General features: G+C 67.6%; 18 protein-coding genes. 9 read left to right on the top strand and 9 right to left on the bottom strand.

Annotated features, from left to right (window positions below; translation table 11 throughout):
- Position 1 precedes the first annotated feature (1 nt).
- A complete protein-coding gene (locus tag SGCZBJ_RS09165; protein WP_101717700.1) occupies positions 2-841 on the top strand; it encodes an ATP-binding protein in 840 nt (279 codons plus the stop codon).
- Positions 842-859: 18 nt separating this feature from the next.
- A complete protein-coding gene (locus tag SGCZBJ_RS09160; RefSeq protein ID WP_101717699.1) occupies positions 860-1,108 on the top strand; it encodes a hypothetical protein in 249 nt (82 codons plus the stop codon).
- Here the strand turns inward: SGCZBJ_RS09160 and SGCZBJ_RS09155 are convergent.
- On the bottom strand, positions 1,105-2,007 hold the full coding sequence (locus SGCZBJ_RS09155; protein ID WP_101717698.1) for a DMT family transporter: 903 nt from the start codon (positions 2,005-2,007) through the stop codon (positions 1,105-1,107). The two genes, SGCZBJ_RS09160 and SGCZBJ_RS09155, sit on opposite strands and share 4 nt — an antisense overlap.
- A 12-nt stretch (positions 2,008-2,019) precedes the next feature.
- On the bottom strand, positions 2,020-3,306 hold the full coding sequence (locus tag SGCZBJ_RS09150; protein WP_101717697.1) for an adenosylmethionine--8-amino-7-oxononanoate transaminase: 1,287 nt from the start codon (positions 3,304-3,306) through the stop codon (positions 2,020-2,022).
- A gap of 88 nt (positions 3,307-3,394) precedes the next feature.
- On the opposite strand from SGCZBJ_RS09150, the gene bioF reads away from it, so the two are divergent.
- From bioF to SGCZBJ_RS09135, 3 genes are read left to right on the top strand one after another with little or no spacing between them, the layout of a single operon-like run.
- Positions 3,395-4,549 carry an 8-amino-7-oxononanoate synthase gene (bioF, locus tag SGCZBJ_RS09145; protein WP_101717696.1) on the top strand — a complete coding sequence of 385 codons (1,155 nt, stop codon included), beginning with the start codon at positions 3,395-3,397 and terminating at the stop codon, positions 4,547-4,549.
- Positions 4,546-5,208: a dethiobiotin synthase gene (gene bioD, locus SGCZBJ_RS09140; RefSeq protein ID WP_101717695.1), complete on the top strand. Its 663-nt coding sequence runs from the start codon at positions 4,546-4,548 to the stop codon at positions 5,206-5,208. The genes bioF and bioD overlap by 4 nt, the downstream gene beginning before the upstream one ends.
- A gap of 3 nt (positions 5,209-5,211) precedes the next feature.
- Positions 5,212-6,099 (top strand): Gfo/Idh/MocA family protein, encoded by an 888-nt coding sequence (locus tag SGCZBJ_RS09135; RefSeq protein WP_101717694.1) that lies wholly within the window; start codon positions 5,212-5,214, stop codon positions 6,097-6,099.
- Here the strand turns inward: SGCZBJ_RS09135 and SGCZBJ_RS09130 are convergent.
- From SGCZBJ_RS09130 to SGCZBJ_RS09105, 5 genes are all read right to left on the bottom strand, one after another.
- Positions 6,096-8,348 (bottom strand): TonB-dependent receptor, encoded by a 2,253-nt coding sequence (locus tag SGCZBJ_RS09130; protein ID WP_101717919.1) that lies wholly within the window; start codon positions 8,346-8,348, stop codon positions 6,096-6,098. The genes SGCZBJ_RS09135 and SGCZBJ_RS09130 overlap by 4 nt on opposite strands.
- A gap of 698 nt (positions 8,349-9,046) precedes the next feature.
- Positions 9,047-9,229: a helix-turn-helix domain-containing protein gene (locus SGCZBJ_RS09125; protein ID WP_101717693.1), complete on the bottom strand. Its 183-nt coding sequence runs from the start codon at positions 9,227-9,229 to the stop codon at positions 9,047-9,049.
- 404 nt (positions 9,230-9,633) lie between these two features.
- Complete coding sequence (locus SGCZBJ_RS09120; protein ID WP_101717692.1) at positions 9,634-10,380, bottom strand: NADPH-dependent F420 reductase; 747 nt, start codon at positions 10,378-10,380, stop codon at positions 9,634-9,636.
- 43 nt (positions 10,381-10,423) lie between these two features.
- Complete coding sequence (locus SGCZBJ_RS09115) at positions 10,424-10,756, bottom strand: MFS transporter (RefSeq protein ID WP_133149219.1); 333 nt, start codon at positions 10,754-10,756, stop codon at positions 10,424-10,426.
- A gap of 591 nt (positions 10,757-11,347) precedes the next feature.
- The gene (locus tag SGCZBJ_RS09105) at positions 11,348-11,632 is read right to left on the bottom strand and encodes a hypothetical protein (protein ID WP_101717690.1); all 285 of its coding nucleotides are present in this window, start codon (positions 11,630-11,632) and stop codon (positions 11,348-11,350) included.
- A gap of 237 nt (positions 11,633-11,869) precedes the next feature.
- On the opposite strand from SGCZBJ_RS09105, the gene SGCZBJ_RS09100 reads away from it, so the two are divergent.
- Positions 11,870-12,406, top strand: a complete 537-nt coding sequence (locus SGCZBJ_RS09100; protein ID WP_101717689.1) for a hemerythrin domain-containing protein — start codon at positions 11,870-11,872, stop codon at positions 12,404-12,406.
- 80 nt (positions 12,407-12,486) lie between these two features.
- Here the strand turns inward: SGCZBJ_RS09100 and SGCZBJ_RS09095 are convergent, their stop codons facing one another.
- Positions 12,487-12,666 carry a DUF3008 family protein gene (locus tag SGCZBJ_RS09095; RefSeq protein ID WP_101717688.1) on the bottom strand — a complete coding sequence of 60 codons (180 nt, stop codon included), beginning with the start codon at positions 12,664-12,666 and terminating at the stop codon, positions 12,487-12,489.
- Between the two features lie 149 nt (positions 12,667-12,815).
- Between SGCZBJ_RS09095 and SGCZBJ_RS09090 the strand changes: the two genes are divergently transcribed.
- Positions 12,816-14,909, top strand: a complete 2,094-nt coding sequence (locus SGCZBJ_RS09090) for a catalase (RefSeq protein ID WP_101717687.1) — start codon at positions 12,816-12,818, stop codon at positions 14,907-14,909.
- A 75-nt stretch (positions 14,910-14,984) separates the two neighbouring features.
- A complete protein-coding gene (locus tag SGCZBJ_RS09085) occupies positions 14,985-15,884 on the top strand; it encodes an SDR family oxidoreductase (RefSeq protein WP_101717686.1) in 900 nt (299 codons plus the stop codon).
- Positions 15,885-15,915: 31 nt separating this feature from the next.
- Here the strand turns inward: SGCZBJ_RS09085 and SGCZBJ_RS09080 are convergent, their stop codons facing one another.
- Entirely contained in the window at positions 15,916-16,398 is a 483-nt protein-coding gene (locus SGCZBJ_RS09080; RefSeq protein ID WP_101717685.1) for a hypothetical protein, read from the bottom strand.
- 99 nt (positions 16,399-16,497) lie between these two features.
- Here SGCZBJ_RS09080 and SGCZBJ_RS09075 point away from each other — a divergent pair.
- Positions 16,498-16,728, top strand: a 231-nt coding sequence (locus tag SGCZBJ_RS09075; RefSeq protein WP_133149218.1) for a hypothetical protein, incomplete at its 3' end; no start/stop codon positions are given.

Genomic DNA, 16,728 nt, shown 5'->3' with positions numbered 1-16,728 from the left:
CATGACCGAAGCCGCCCTGCCCCTGCTCGCCCGCATCGCCGACGCCCTGGATCGCCTGGCGCCGCCCGCTCCCGTCGCCCCCAGCTTCGACGGTGCACGCCTCTTCCGGCACGAGCCGGTCTCGGGCGCCTTCCTGCCCGCGCCCGACTACGCGATGGACATCGAGCTGCTGGTCGGCATCGAGCGGCAGAAGGAGCGGTTCCTGCAGAACCTGCGCCGGTTCGCCACTGGCCTGCCCTGCAACCACGTGCTGCTGTGGGGCGTACGCGGCACGGGCAAGAGCTCGCTGACCAAGTCGGCCTTCATGGCCTTGGCGGCCGAATATTCCGACCTGAAGCTTGTCGAGGTCGACCGCGACGAGGTCGCCGCCCTGCCCCCGCTGTTCGACGCCCTGCGTGCGCGCACGGAGCGCTTCGTGGTGCTGTGCGACGACCTGTCGTTCGAGGACGGCGCGGCGGCCGCCAAGGCCCTGAAGTCGGCGCTGGAAGGCGGCGTCGCCGGTCCGCCGGAGAACGTGCTGTTCGTCTCGACCTCGAACCGCCGCCACCTGATGCCGCGCGACCATGCCGAAAGCCAGGGCGCTATCGCCTCGGCCGAGAACGCCGAAGAGGAGATGAGCGTCTCCGATCGCTTCGGCCTGTGGATCGGCTTCCCGCCCATGGACCAGCCGACCTACCTGGCGGCGATCAACACCTATGCCGAGCGCTTTGGTTTGCAGGTCGAAAACCTGGAGCGCCGGGCCCTGCAATGGTCGCAACTGCGCGGCGCTCGCTCGGGCCGTGTGGCGTGGCAATTTGTCCGCGACCTCGCCGGCGAACTGGGCGTACGCTTGCCCGGATAACACTATCCGGGGGGAAACGTGGCCAACGGCAAGCCGTGGTTCAGGGTCAAGCGTCATGGCTATGGCGCGGGCCCGCCTTGCAGTTGGGAAGGCTGGGCGGTCGTCGCGCTCTATATCGGCCTGCTGCTGGCTTGCGCCGTTCTTTACGGCAAGGACCACCCGCGCCTCGTCGGCGTGTTCGTCGTGGTCATGACCCTGGTGGTGATGCTGGTCGCCCGCTGGAAGAGCGACGCACCCTGGCAGTGGCGCGACGGCGAGGAGGACTAAGCCGGGTCGCCGGAAGTCGCAGGCGGGGTCTTCTTCTCGGTCAGGGCCACCAGCGCCACGCCGACCATGGTCGCGCCGCCGCCGATGACCAGTTGCAGCGACAGGGCGTCGCCCATGAACAGCACGCCGATCGTGCACGAGACCAGCGGCGTCAACAGAAAATAGGGCGTCACCCGCCCCGGCTCGCGCCGCTGCACCAGCCAGAACAGCAGGGCGCTGGCCCCAATGGTCGACACGACGCCGGCGAACACCACGCAGGCCCAGGCCAGCGGCGGCGCGGACGAGACCTTGGCCACGACGTCGTCCTCGAAGGCGAAGGACATGGCGATCAGGATCGGCGCGGCGACGAAGGCCGTCAGGCCCTGCACCTTCAGCGGCTTCACGCCCGGCGTCTTGCGCACCAGCACCGTGGCCACGGCCCAGATGGCGGCGGCGGTGACGCCCAGGACGATGGCCGGCAGGTCGCCTGCACCGTGCGGGTCAAGGCTCATCCACGCCACGCCGGCGAAGGCGACGCCCAGGCCGACTACGGCGGGAACCCGCATGGTCTCGCCCAGCATGCGCCAGGCGAACAGCGCCGTGAACGGGATCCAAAGCTGCGTGGCCACCACCAGCGGGCTCAGCGACTTGGCCATGCCGAAGGCGATGTAGATCAAGGCGAAGTGGATCGGCCCCGACAGCAGCACGATGGTCAGCAGCCGCTTCCAGTCCGGAAACGGCGGCCGCACGAACGGAAACAGGAACGCCAGCGCCAGGGCGAAGCGCAGGCCGCCCACCATCATCGGCGGCAGGGCTGCGGTGGCGAACTTGGCCGCGGCGTTGTTCAGCCCCCAGGTCAGGATGATCGCCAGGATCGCCAGGCGCTCGATGCTCGTCAGGGGGCCGGTGGACGCGGACATGGGCCGCTTGGATCAGACCCCGCCGCTTCCTTCAACCCCGCCAGCGCCGATGACGTCGCGAATGGCCGACAGAAGGATGTCGAGGTCCGCGTCGAGCGTCGTATAGGCCGGGGTCAGATAGACCACCTTGCCCATCGGCCGGATCCAAGCGCCCTTCTCGGCGAAGGCCTGGCACAGGGCGCCGACGGCCACCGGCGAGGCGAACTCCACCACGCCGATGGCGCCCAGCACCCGCACGTCGACGACGCCGGGCGCTGACCGGCAGGGTTCCAGCCCCTCTTTCAACGCCGCCGAGACCCGCGCCACGTCGGCCTTCCAGGTTCCGGCCTCGAACAGGTCCAGCGAGGCGTTGGCCGCGGCGCAGGCCAGGGCGTTGCCCATGTAGGTAGGGCCGTGCATCAGGGCCGCGCCGGCGTCATCGGACCAAAAGGCCTCGAACACCTTGCGCGAGGCCACGGCGGCCGACAGCGGCAGCGTGCCGCCGGTCAGGGCCTTCGACAGGGTGACGATATCGGGCTCGATCCCGGCGGCCTGCATGGCGAAGAGCTCGCCGGTCCGGCCAAAGCCGGTGAAGATCTCGTCGAAGATCAGCAGCACGCCGTGCCTGTCCGCCAGGCGGCGCAGGCGGCGCAGCACCTCCTGATCGTGGAACAGCATGCCGCCGGCGCCCTGCACCAGGGGCTCGGTCAGCATGGCGGCGATCTCCCCGCCCCGCTGCGCCAGCAAGGCGTCGAGCGCGGCTTCGGAGGCGTCGTCCAGCGGCAGGTCGGCGATCACCTGGGCCGGCATGACGCCCGAGAACAGGCTGTGCATCCCCTCCTCCGGGTCGCAGACCGTCATCGTCGCCAGGGTGTCGCCGTGATAGCCGCCCCGGAACGACAGGAAGCGCGTGCGGCCCGTCTCGCCGCGATTGATGTGGAACTGCAGCGCCATCTTCATGGCGATCTCGACCGACACCGAACCGGATTCGGCGAAGAACACGTGGTCCAGTTCTCCCGGCAGGATCGCCGCCAGCCGCGCGGCCAGGCGATAGGCGGGCTCATGCGCCAGGCCGCCGAACATTACGTGCGGCATGGCCTCCAGCTGCGCGCGCACGGCGGCCGCGATGTGCGGGTGATTGTAGCCGTGCACGGCCGTCCACCAGCTGGCGATGCCGTCGACCAGCTCGCGCCCGTCCTCCAGCACGATCCGCGAGCCGTGGGTTCGCACCACCGGAAGCGGCGCCGGGGCCGTCTTCATCTGGCAGTAGGGCCGCCACACGTGCTTGGCCCCTTCAGCGAGCCAGTCGGGAGTGGTCATGGCGATCCTTTCGTTGCGCCGGAGGGGCCGCTTGCCTAGAGCGTCCCCGCTCCCGAGCAAATCGGAATCTGGGCAAACAGGAATCGGAATGCACAGTCTGGACGCCTTCGCGAGCGGCAAGCTCGCGGCCCTGGAGGCCATGAGCCTGCGCCGCCGCCTCAAGCCCACCCGCCGGCTGCCCGGCGCGGTCGTCGAGCGCGACGGCAAGCGGATGCTGTCGTTCTCCTGCAACGACTATCTGGGCCTGTCGCAGCACCCGGCCGTGATCGCCGCCGCCCAGGCTGCCGTGGCCGAGCACGGCGCGGGCTCGGGGGCCTCGCGCCTGGTCACCGGCGACAACCCGTTGATCGAGGAACTGGAACAGCGCCTGGCCCGCCTGAAGGGAACGGAAGCCTGCGTGGTGTTCGGCTCGGGCTACCTGGCCAACACCGGGGTGATCCCCACCTTCGCCGGCAAGCAGGACGTCGTGTTCGTCGACGAGCTGGCCCACGCCTGCATCTGGGCCGGCGCGCAGCTTTCCGGCGCGAAGGTCGTGTCCTTCCCGCACAACGACAGCGACGCCCTGGCCGAACTGCTGGCCGAGCATCGCGGCAGCTTCCGCCACGCCATTGTCGCCACCGACGGGGTGTTCTCGATGGACGGCGACGTCGCCCCGCTCGACTGGCTGTCGGCGGTCTGCGAGGCCAACGATGCCTGGCTGCTGGTCGACGACGCCCATGGCGTGGGCGTCCTGGGCGACGGCAAGGGCACGGCCGCCCTGTTCCCCGAAGCGGTGATCCCGTTGCAGATGGGCACCCTGTCAAAGGCGCTGGGCTCGTATGGCGGCTATCTGTGCGCCTCGCAGAGCGTGGTCGACTTCCTCAAGACCCGCGCCCGTACGGTCGTCTACACCACCGGCCTGCCGCCGGCCTCGGCCGCCGCCGCCATCGCTGCCCTCGATCTGATCGAGGCCGACCCGGCCTTCACCGCCGAGCCCCTGCGCAAGGCCCGCCTGTTCACCCAGGCCGCCGGCCTGCCGCGCGCCGAAAGTCCGATCGTGCCGGTTATCCTCGGCGAGGCCGACGCCGCCCTGGCCGCCTCAGCTTCCCTGGAGGCCGAAGGCTTCCTCGTGGTCGCCATCCGTCCGCCGACCGTGCCGGCCGGCGCCGCCCGCCTGCGCCTGGCCTTCAGCGCCGAGCACCCGGACGAGGAAGTCCTGCGCCTGGCCGCCCTCGTCCGCCCCTATGTAGATGCCAAGGCATGAGCGCCCTCTTCGTCGCCGGAACCGGCACCGACATAGGCAAGACACACGTCGCCTGCGCCCTGATCCGGGCCCTGAAGGCCCGCGGTGTCGCGGTGGACGCCTTCAAGCCGGTGGTCAGCGGTTTCGATCCGGCCGATCCGACGGTCAGCGATCCGGCCCGCCTTGCGCATGCGTTGGGCGACCCGAGCGCCCTGCCCCGGATATCGCCGCGCCGCTACCTGGCGCCGCTGGCCCCGAACCTCGCCGCCCGCCTCGAGGGCGACGTGCTGCGGATCGCCGACCTGGCCGCCGACTGCCGCGCCGCCTTGGCCGGCGACCATGACCTGATGTTGGTGGAAGGCGCCGGCGGGGTCATGTCCCCGCTGACCGACGAGGCGACCAATCTCGACCTGATCGCAGAGCTCGACCTGCCCGTCCTGCTGATCGCCGGCTCCTATCTCGGCACGATCAGCCACGTGCTGACCGCCCAGGTCGCCCTGCGGGCCCGGGGCGTCACCGTGGCCGCCATCGTCATGAGCGAAAGCCTAGACGCGCCCGACCTCGTCCAGACCGCCGAGGCCCTGGCCGCCTTCGAGCGCGACACGCCGATCTTCCTTGCGCCCCGCGACGAACATTGGGACGCAAGCGCGCTGGCCGAACACTTGGCGAAGGGGATCTGACGCATGCGCGTGGCGATGATCGGCCTGGGCGACATCGCCCGCAAAGCCTACCTGCCGGTGCTGGGAACCCGCGCCGACGTGCAGCTGGCCTTCGTCACCCGCAACACCGCCACCCTGGACGAGCTGGGCGCGGCCTGGCGCGTCGACCGCCTGCACACCGACCTGGACGAGGCCTTGGACCAGGGCCTGGACGCCGCCTTCGTACATGCCGCCACCGAGGTCCATCCGGTCATCGTCCGCCGCCTGATCGAGGCCGGCGTGCCGACCCTGGTCGACAAGCCGATCGCCGACACGCTGGAGGCCTGCGAGCCGCTGGTCGACCTGGCGGAAACGCGCGGGATTTCATTGATGGTCGGCTTCAATCGCCGTCACGCCGCCGCCCAGGCCGAGGCGGCGGCGCTGAACGCCCCGTTCGTGCTGATGCAGAAGAACCGCGCGGGCCATGCCGACGGCGTGCGGCGCACGATCTTCGACGACTTCATCCACGTGGTCGATTCCTTGCGCTTCCTGGCGCCGGGCGCGACGCAGGTCCGGATCAGCGTCCGCCTCGACGGCGACCTGCTGGAGCACGTGGTGCTGCACCTGACCGGCGGCGGCCGCGACGCCGTCGGGATCATGAACCGCGTCAGCGGCGCCAACGAAGAGGTGCTGGAGGTGATGGGCGGCGGGATCAAGCGCCGGATCGTCAACCTCGCCGACGTCACCGACTTCGCCGGCGGCGAGCGGCTGGCCCGCCGCGGCGACTGGACCAGCGTCGGCCACCAGCGCGGCTTCGAAGCGATGATCGAGACCTTCCTCTGCGCCGTGCGCGAGGACCGACGGCTGTCGGCCCTCGACGCCCTGGAAACCCATCGCCTGTGCGAACAGGTCGTAGCCGGCCTGTCGACCTAGAAGTCGGCCGACAGCGTCACCTGGAAGGTCCGGTGCGAGCCGGGCCGGAAGGTGGCCAGGGTGTCCACGGTGGTGCTGATCGTGCCGAGATAGTCCTCGTCGAACAGGTTATCGACGTTGATCCGCGCCTTGACCTGCTTCAGCGGCCCCACGCCGAAGCCGTCGCCCAGGTCGACATAGGCGTTCCACACCGTGTAGCCGTCCGTCTTCTCGGTGTTGCGCATGTTGGTGTAGCGGTCGCTGAGGTGGCGGGCCGAAATGTTGACCAGCGCCCAGTCGGTCGGCTCCCAGGTCACCCCGCCCTGGAACAGCCAGGTCGGGAAGTCCGGCAGGGTGTTGCCCGCGATCGGCTGGACCCCGAAGTTGTTCTCGAACTCGGCCCGGTTGTACGACAGGTTGGCGTTGAAATAGACCTTGCCGCCCAGAACCTCGGGCTTCCACTGGCCGCTGAATTCGGCGCCGTGGGCCTCCACCCCGCCGACGTTCTGGAAGAAGGTCTCGGTCGTCGTGCTGCCCGGCACCACCGAGGCGTAGGACTGCAGGCGGTTCTCGAAGGCGGTGTAATAGGCCACGACCGAGGCGTTGAAGGTCGGCCGGTTGGCGCGATAGCCGATCTCGAGGTTCTGCGAGGTCTCGGCGGCGGGTCCGGGGGCCGCGGGACTGGCGGCCGAGAAGATGTCGTCGGCGCCGCGCGGCAGGGCCAGGTTCTCGGAGTACGAAGCGAACACCTGGTCGCGGCTGTTGATCGAATAGACCAGGCCCACCTGCGGCAGGAAGCTGTCCTTCCAGTTGTCGGTGATCCTGGGCCGGCGCTGGGCGATGTAGTCGGCCGGATTGCGATAGCCGGCGATCTCGTAGTCGATGTCGGTGGCCTTGAAGCCCAGCTCGACCTTCAGCCTGTCGTCCAGCAGCCGCACCGTGTCCTTCAGGAAGAACTGGGTGGTCTCGCGGGTGGAGACGTAGTTGCGCTGCAGGTGCACCGGCTCGTTCAGCAGCGCCGCGCCGTCGGGGTGGCCGCCCGCGGTGTTATAGCGGGCCTGGGTGCGGTGGTAGTCGTCCTTCTCCAGCCAGACCCCGGCCTGGACGGTGTGGACGCCCGCCCTCCAGGTTCCGCCGACGGTGATCCCCTTGCGCGTGCCGTCGACGCCCGAGAGGCCATACTGCACACCCTTGGGCGCGGTCAGGCCGGCCACGATCAGGCGTTCGGCGTTGTAGCTGGCCAGCGAGGTCGAATAGGCCTCGGGCGAGACGCCGTAGCCGCCCTTGTCCTCGTAGTAGGCCGTGGAGCGGACCTCGAACGCCTCGCCGATCGGCTTGTTCAGAGACAGGCCGTAGAGGTGGTCCTGCCGGGCGTTGACCGCGAACTTGTAGTACTGGTTGTAGGCGGTGTTGGAGTACGGCACGCCCGCCGTCGTCACCGGCAGGCTGGGCACGTAGCCGAGATAGGCGAAGTCCCTGCCCCTGCGGCCGAACAGGTCGCCCGCCGTCCCCGCATACTGGGCCTTGGTGATCGACGGGGAGTCGTAGTCGTAATAGTCGTTGTGCACGGTCTGGAACGTCAGGTTCCCGCCGCTCTCGAACGCGTAGTCGAGCTTGCCCTCGTAGTGCTCGCGCTTGATGAAGCCCGGCCCGCGCCACAGGTCGCCCTTGATCCATGATCCGGCCACGTAGCCCGACAGCCGGCCGATCTTGCCGCTCTCCAGGCGCAGGAAGCTGCGACGCAGGTTGTCCTCGCCCAGGGTCTGGCTGATCGAGCCGCCGGCCTCCACGTCCGGGGCCTTGGTGAAGTAGTCGACGATCGGCCCCAGCGACGCATAGCTGGGCAGCGAGACGTCGCCGGCCCCGGCCGAGGCCTGCACTCGCGCCAGGTTCTCGTTGTCGACATAGCGATAGATCGGGCTGCCGCCGAACTGGTCGCTGCGGCCCATCGGAACGCCATCCAGCAGGAAGCCGATCTGCTGGAAGTTGAAGGCCCGCACCGAGACCGAATTGCCGAACTCGTACATGCCCAGGGCGTCATTGGCCTGGACGTTGAACCCCGGCAGGCTCTCCAGCATCTTCAGGCCGGTCACGCCGGCCGGCGCCGACAGCAATGCCTCGCGGGTGATCGAGACCGTGGCTGTGGCCTGGTCGGTGCCGATGGCGACGCTGGCCTCCGACACACGCTTGCCGGTGACGACGACGGCATCGACGGTGTCGGCGGAGGTCTTGGGGTCTTCCTCGGCCAGGGCAGGCGCCCCAGCCCCCATGACGCTGGCGGCCAGCAATGCCGCCTTCAGGCGACGAAACGCACGCTTGTTCGACTGGACTTGGATCACGGCTATCCCCTGCTTTTTGATCCCCCGACGAGACTGGCTCCCGACCGCAGGTCAAAAAACAGAAATCGCCGTTACAGGAGCCCACTTTTCTTCGTGGTCCCGCCAGCGACAAACGAGATCATTTAATATGCACCAGCACCGTTACTCGACAGGACACGGAAAGCACGCCCTCACCCGCCCCGCATACTGACGGCGAGGCGGCCATTGGTCGATCAGGCCTTGGCGCGCGGCGATCACCACCAAACGCCCTTCACGGAGACACTGCACGCCGTCCCGCCCCGCGCGTCAAACGCCGCGACGCTCATAGGCCCACTGCCGGCCTTCGGCGCCGCGCGCTCCGGCGCCGAACGCGCAAAGAAAAGGCGGCCGCCCTTTTCGGACCGGCCGCCTCTTCACATTCGTCCGTCGACGGACGCCTAAAAGGGTTATGCACACCCATCTGGCTGCAACAGCCAGCAAGCACCTGATTCAACGAAGGTTTTTCGTTTCCACTCGGCAAAAACGACAACAACTTGCTGTTTTCCTTCGTTTATTGCGCGGCGCGAGCCTTTCCGCTCGCGCCGCGCATCTTTTCTTTCAAGATGAGGTTGAGGGGGGCCGGGGGAGAAGGAGAAGATTTCCCTCGCGCCTTAGCCCTCGAAGCCTTCGGGCTTCAAAAGGGACCATGGCTCGACCGTGAGGGCGACCGCCAAACGCTCGATGTTGTCGATTGAGAGGTTGCGCTCGGCACGCTCGATAGACCCGACATAGGTCCGGTGAAGCTGGGCCTGGCCCGCGAGCTCCTCTTGGCTCCAGCCCTTCAGGCGCCGCATGTGCCTGACGTTAGGCGAATTCTCCTCAGCGCGCTTTACCTGCAAACCCAGCGCGAAGAACGCGAATGACGGATCTCAAAGGCGCGTTTGGGGCGCAGCGTCGCGAGGAGCTCGTTGATGGATGATCAAGATCACCAAAGTCTGGCAAAGCTACTGCTCCAAGCTCGCGAGGAACTTGATGCCGGCCTCGGGTTGCACGGTGACGCTGCCGTCGAGTTTCTCGATCAGATGATAGAGCGGATCAACGCACATTGTATGGGATCGGCGTATGGGATCGGCTGCCACCTCTTCGGAGGAGTCGGACTGCTGAATTGCGCCAGTTGCTGACCTTGAGGTGCCTCCCGGAACCAGACATTCAGCGCGCGACGCTGTGCCGCTCCCCGCCTTTGCAGGCGTTTCGCGACCTACTGGAAAATCGCGCGGTTGAGGCGGGGTAAAAACTCAGGCTCAAGATTGGTCATGTCATCTCCGGCGCGCTCCATAACCACAGCCAACACCAGATCCCGACGCGCAGGCAGGCGGGCCTTCTCCGCAGCGGCCAGGGCCGGCGGTACCTCATCCCTGCTAAGGTCAGTGCAATACACAGGTGAGCCGGGCTGCTGCCGCCACGATTCCGCAAGACTGCCCGCATCCACCGCGTCGAGGCCGCTGTCCTCCACCAGCGACATCGCTACTCGGCGATCGCCATCGCGATCCGCTGCAACGGGAATTGCGATGCGCCCCGGCGCCCCGGCGGGTTTGGCTTTGTTGGCGAAGGAGGCCGCGCCGATGGCGTTCCAGGCCTTGACGACCGGATGGCCGATCTGGTCCACGACCCACAGGCTCTCTACCTGTCCAGCTTCGATCGGCTCGATCTTGCCGTCACGGGCCGGGTAGTAGTTCGATGTGTCGATGATCACGGTATCTTGCGGAACAGTCGCGATCAGCGGTGCGATGTCCGGGATACGGTTGAGCGGGATTGAGAGGATGATAACCTCAACGTCGCGCACCGCCTCCTCCTTCGTCACCGCGCGTGCGCCGGACGCAAGGAGCCCCGCCTCGATGGTGTGCGGGCCACGGGAGTTGGCGACCTTCACATCGTGACCTCCCGCGCTGAACCGTTTGACGAGGGTGGCGCCGATATGGCCGGTGCCCAGGATGCCGATCCTCATGACTGCAATCTTCCTTTGTTAGAATTCATTCGCGCGCTGGCGCTTAGTGCGCCGCGATCGGCATGCCGTTCAGCGGGCTCTTCCTGGGCATCATCAGGGCTGCCAGCAGGCCGACGACCACCATCCCAAAGGCGACGAGGTAGGAGTGCTGCGCGCCTCGGGCCATGGCCGGTCTAATCGACTCGCCGCCCGCCACAAGGGCCGTTTTCGTCGCGGTCGTTACCGAGAAGGCGATTGCTATGCCTGCGGCGCCGACGAGTTGCTGGATCGTGTTCATGATCGCGCTTCCGTGCGGCAGCAGGTGCTTGTTCAGGGCGCCGAGCGAGGCGGCGTAGGTTGGCGTCCACAAGAAGGCCTGCCCGACGATGATGAACATGTATGTGCGCCGAGGTCACCAACCGATCGCGGGGTTCCCGCGTAGAGTTCAAGCATCACCAGATACTGAGGGAAGGTAAGCCCAAGTGGATCGAGGAAGGGCTTGTGCATGCGCGCCATTCGGCCCGCCACCCCGTAGATGGCGAACGACAGCTGTGTCCCCAGCCGGTGGGCCATGGAGGTTTTCTCTACCGAGGTGCGCGGCGGGCTCGATCCGGATGCGGATCTCTACCGGGGATGAGGCGAACAGATAGAAAAGGCCCGGCGGCGAGCAAGTCTGAATTCCTAGAGCCCCACCGTGACCGCCTCAAGCAGCCACTCCTCCTTCAGCTCCCGACCGAAGTCATGAGTCTCGATCCGCACATCGCCGTCCGTGCCGGCTCCACCTGTGTGGTCAGCCAGACGGCGCGCCTCCCGCTCGGCCTATTCCCCCGAAGCGAAGAACAGGACCTCGCCGGTCTCCCAAAGCTTCACCGCCCATCCGCTTTCAAAGCGGGAAATCTCCAGCACGCTACTCAAAGCTGATCTCCAGACGCATCGATCGGGCGTCGCAGGAAGAAAGGCCGACCCGAAGGCCGGCCTCGACGAACGTTTAGCGTTCCACGTCGCCTTGACCAGTGCGGCCCGGCTGGATGGCGCCGGTGTCGACGCCGCCCGCGAGGCCCTCGCCCTCGCCCTCGATGTCGCGCCCTTCCTGGCGCTCGCCCGGACGACGCTCGCCCTGCTGGTTCTGCTGATCCGGCTGGGCCTGCTGGGGGCTGGTCTGCTGTTGCTGCGGCTGGCGGGTGTCGCCTTGCTGGTTCTGCTGGCCGACTTGCTGGCGCTGAGCGTCGTTGGACTGCTGCTGCATGCGATCGTTGTTGGCGTTCTCGCCCATGGCCGTCTCCCTGATGGGTTGATCGCCGGATGCTCCGGCCCATCTCCAATGCGGTGGAAGCAACGAGCGTTCCTCCGTCGAGAACCCGACGAAGAGCACCTCATAAGTCGCTGATTCGACTTAAATAACGTCGCGCGAAAATCACCGGTGAAATCGTCTCTCAACTAGCACGGCCATGGGAACCGGCGGCCGACGCTCCGGCTTGAAACGGCGCACAATCGCAACCGGAGCGCCGACATGCCCACCGCCAAAGCCGCCTCGAAATCCGCCGCAAAAACCACCAAGTCGCGCCGCACCCGCCGCACGGGCCGGCGCGACCCGCTCGCCATTCGCCTGCTCAAGGCCGACCACCGAGAGGTGGAGGCCATGTTCGACGAGTACGAACAGCTGGAGAGCGACCGCGACAAGCAGGCCCTGTTCGACAAGATCGCGCTGGCCCTGAAGGTCCACACCCAGATGGAGGAGGAGATCCTCTATCCCGAAAGCCGCGGCGAGGTGGAGGACGACCTGATCGACGAGGCCTATGTCGAGCACGACGGCGCCAAGAAGCTGATCGCCGAGATCGAGGCGATGAAGCCCGGCGAAGAGTTCTACGACGCCAAGGTCAAGGTGCTGGGCGAGTACATCAAGCACCACGTCAAGGAAGAGGAACAACCCGGCGGCTTCTTCGCGCAGGCCAAGAAGGGCGACGAGGACCTCGAAGCCATGGGCGAACGCATGGCCGCGCGCAAGGAAGAGCTGATGGCGGAGTTCTCCAAGCAGCCCTCCCACTAACATCTAGTAGGATCGACCGGGCGGCGATCGTTCCCCTCAGGAGCAGGTCGTCGCTCGGTCGGACCGGCGCATCGAAGGGGTCAATGCTTGTGCTCGGGCATGGCCTTGCGCTTGGTGTGCGCGAACTCTTCCAACTGCTTCTCGCTCATCGACAGCATCGATTTCGACGCGCCCTTGAGCTTGCTCTTGGGCGTGTCGCCACGCTTGGCGGACAGGGCGGCTCCGGCGGCTTTTTGCTGGGCGGCGGACTTGGCGGGCATCGGCGATCTCCTCTGGGATGGCTTGCCCTCAACGCCCGTCCGGTCTGCGCAGCTTCATCATCGACACGATCATCAGACGGGTCCGGCCAAGCTCGGACCCGGCTTCGGGGCTTTTGGATCGCCCCACGATCCCATCCCAGGAGACTAACATGGCCAAGGGCATGACCACCGAACGCGGCGTCGGCGACGAGACCCACCAGCGCGTTCCGGAGGGCGGCCCGCACACGCCGGACGGCCACCTGACCACCAACCAGGGCGTGCGGATTTCCGACAACCAGAACCAGCTGAAGGCGGGTCCGCGCGGTCCGGTGCTGCTGGAAGACTTCGTGCTGCGAGAGAAGATCTTCCATTTCGACCACGAGCGCATCCCCGAGCGCATCGTCCATGCGCGAGGTTCGGCCGCCCACGGCTATTTCGAGGCCTACGAGGCCGCCGCCAAGCTTAGCAAGGCCGACCTCTTCCAGCGCCCTGGCGAGAAGACGCCGGTGTTCGTGCGGTTCTCGACGGTCGCAGGCGGGGCCGGCAGCGTCGACACGCCGCGCGACGTGCGCGGCTTCGCGGTGAAATTCTATACCCAGGAAGGCAACTGGGACCTCGTGGGCAACAACATCCCGGTGTTCTTCATCCAGGACGCCATCAAGTTCCCCGATCTCATCCACTCGGTGAAGATGGAGGCTGATCGCGGCTATCCGCAGGCCGCCAGCGCCCACGACACCTTCTGGGACTTCATCAGTCTGATGCCCGAAGCCACCCACATGATCATGTGGGCGATGAGCGACCGGACGATCCCGCGCTCGCTGCGCACCATGGAAGGGTTCGGCATCCACACCTTCCGGCTCGTGGACGCCAAGGGTAAGACGACCTTCGTCAAGTTCCACTGGAAGCCCAGACAGGGCGTGGCCTCGACCCTGTGGGACGAGGCGGTGAAGCTGGCCGGCGCTGATCCCGACTTCCAGCGGCGCGACCTCTTCGAGGCCATCGATCGCGGCGACTTCCCCGAATGGGAGCTGGGCGTGCAGGCCTTCGACCAGACCTTCGCCGACGCCCTGCCCTACGATGTGCTCGATCCGACCAAGATCATTCCCGAGGAAGTGCTGCCGGTCACGCCGATCGGCCGCATGGTGCTGGATCGCAACCCCGACAACTTCTTCGCCGAGACCGAGCAGGTCGCCTACTGCCCGGCCAACATCGTGCCAGGGATCGACTTCACCGACGATCCGCTGCTGCAGGGGCGGTTGTTCTCCTATCTCGACACCCAGAAGAGCCGGCTCGGCACCGCCAACTTCAACCAGTTGCCGATCAACGCGCCCAAGTGTCCGGTGATGAACTTCCAGCGTGACGGCATGATGCAGATGCAGGTCCACAAGGGCCGCGCCAACTACGAGCCTAACAGCCTGGCGGAAACGGCAGGCGAGGATGGCGGACCGCGCGAGTGTCCGGTGACGGGCTTCCGCACCACGCAGGACGGCGCCGACATCGTGGCCGAGAAGCTGCGCGTTCGGCCCGAGAGCTTCGCCGACCACTACAGCCAGGCTCGGATGTTCTTCCGTTCACTGGATCCGGCCGAGCAGGCCCACCTGACCTCGGCCCTGGTGTTCGAGCTTTCCAAGGTCGCCATCGAGGCGATCCGCACGCGGATGCTGTCTAACCTGGTCAATGTCGATCCGGACCTGGCCAAGCGGGTCGCCACCGGTCTGGCCATGGACCTGCCCAAGGCTTCCAAGACCCCCGCGCCCGTCCAGGACCTGGAGCTGTCGCCGGCCCTGCGGATCGTGGAAGGTCCGCGCGCGCCCAAGGACATCAAGGGCCATGCGATTGGCATCCTGGTCGCTGACGGCTCGGACGCCAACGCGGTCGAGAAGCTTAAAGCCGCGATCAAGGAGGCCGGCGCCGTCGCCAAGGTCATCGCCCCCAAGATCGGAGGGGCCAAGGGCGCCGACGGAGCCCTGATACCGGCCGACGGCCAACTGGCCGGCACGCCCTCGGTGACGGTCGACGCGATCGCGCTTGTCTTGTCCGACGACGGCTGCGCGGCCCTGCTCAAGGAGGCGGCCGCCGTCCAGTTCGTGATGGACGCCTTCGGGCACCTCAAGGCGATCGGCGCAAGCGAGGGGGCAAAGCCCCTGCTCGAGAAGGCCGGCGTCGAGCCGGACGAGGGCGTCACCGATCTCGGCGTGGACTTCATCGCCGCGGCGGCCAGGCGCTTCTGGGACCGCGAACCAAAGGTGCGGATGCTGGCCTGACGGTCGGCTCGCTTCCTCCCTCCTCCCGGCGGCGCGTCCCTGGGCGCGCCGCCTTCCCCCACACCGGAGACGATGATGAGCCAGGACGATCGCCTGCGCATGCAGGACCCGCGCGAGCAGTATCCCAAGCCGCCCTTCCCGGCCCAGCCGCAGCCGGCCCCGGGCCTCGCCGCGAAGATGCACCCCAAGCCCGACCACGGCGAGGAAAGCTATCGTGGCTCAGGCAAGCTCGTCGGCCGCAAGGCGCTGATCACGGGCGCCGACTCCGGCATCGGCCGCGCCGCCGCCATCGCCTATGCCCGCGAGGGCGCGGACGTCGCCATCGGCTATCTGTCGAGCGAGGAAAGCGACGCCCGCGAGGTCATCGCCCTGATCGAGGCCGAGGGTCGCAAGGCGCTCGCCCTGCCTGGCGACATCAAGGACGAGGCCTTCTGCCGCGAGCTCGTGGCCAAGGCCGTGGAGGGCCTGTGCGGGCTCGACATCCTGGTCAACAACGCCGGCAAGCAGGTCAGCCGTCCCGACATCGCCGCCATCGACAGCGAGCAGTTCGACCACACGCTGAAGACCAATCTCTACGCCATGTTCTGGATCACCCAGGCGGCGCGCCCTCATCTGCGGCCCGGCGCAGCGGTGATCAACACAGCTTCTGTGCAGGCCTACGAGCCGTCCGAAAACTTGCTGGACTACGCCACCACCAAGGCCGGCATTGTCGCCTTTACCAAGGCCCTGGCCAAGCAGCTGATCAAGGACGGCGTGCGGGCCAATGCAGTAGCGCCCGGTCCCTTCTGGACGGTGCTGCAGCCCAGCGGTGGCCAGACCCAGGAGAAGGTCCAGCACTTCGGCGAGCACAGCCAGTTCGGCCGCCCCGGCCAGCCGGTCGAGATCGCGCCGGTCTATGTGCTGCTCGCCTCGCAGGAGGCCGGCTTCACGACCGGCGAGGTCTATGGCGTCACCGGCGGCGCAGGCATCGCCTGACGCCGCCCGACGTCGACGGAGGGGCGCCGCGTCAGCCGCGGGCTCCCCACTGCTGGTGCGTGAAGAAGGCGATGGTCGCCACGCCCGCGGCGACGACCAGGGCGTCCTCGACGAGACCGCTGGGCGTCTGGCCGAACTTCGCCATGGCCCGCTTGCGCCCCGCCAGGGTCAGATAGGCCAGCGGCACGGCTGTGGCGATCGCCACGCCCGCCCCGGCCTTCTCGCGACCGCGCGGGGCCAGGGCCGCCCCGGCGATGCCGGCGCTGGCGATCCGGGCTAGCAGGCCCAGGAACACCGTGCGGTCGGGCGCGGTCTTCATCTTGTCGCCCAGCAGTTCGCCGATCCCCATGAGCAGGGCGCCGAACTTGAACAGCGGATAGTCGAGCAGGACGAGCTTGCCGGGCGTCGAGCGCCCCGCCAGGCGGGCCGAGGCGATGGTGGCCATCGGGGTCATCGATCGGGCGCTGGCGACGGCGCCGATGAGGGCGGAGGGGATCAGGGCGGTGTTGGTCATGTCGGCTGAACACGCCACGCGCCTCGAGGTTCAGAGCCACGCCACGGAACGCCCCCTCGCCCGCCGGTGTTGTCGCACCGAGCTTCGGTGGAGAGATGCATGTCGGTCTTGGTTCGCCTGCTGGGCGCTCTCCTGGTTCTGATCGGTCTGGTGCTGGGCGTCGGCGGCGCCTGGCTCGCCGTCCTGGGCGGATCGCCCTACTACGCCCTGGCCGGGCTTGGCCTGCTGATCGCGGGCGTGCTGGTCGCTCGACTGAAGCCGGCCGGCGCGATCGTCTACTTCGTCATCTTTGCGCTGACCGTTGTCTGGGCGCTGTGGGAGACGGGGCTG

This window comes from Caulobacter zeae (genome assembly GCF_002858925.1).
Classification (GTDB): Bacteria; Pseudomonadota; Alphaproteobacteria; order Caulobacterales; family Caulobacteraceae; genus Caulobacter; species Caulobacter zeae.
Note: the sequence above shows the minus strand (reverse complement) of the source record. Positions and strands in the feature narration are given on the sequence as shown.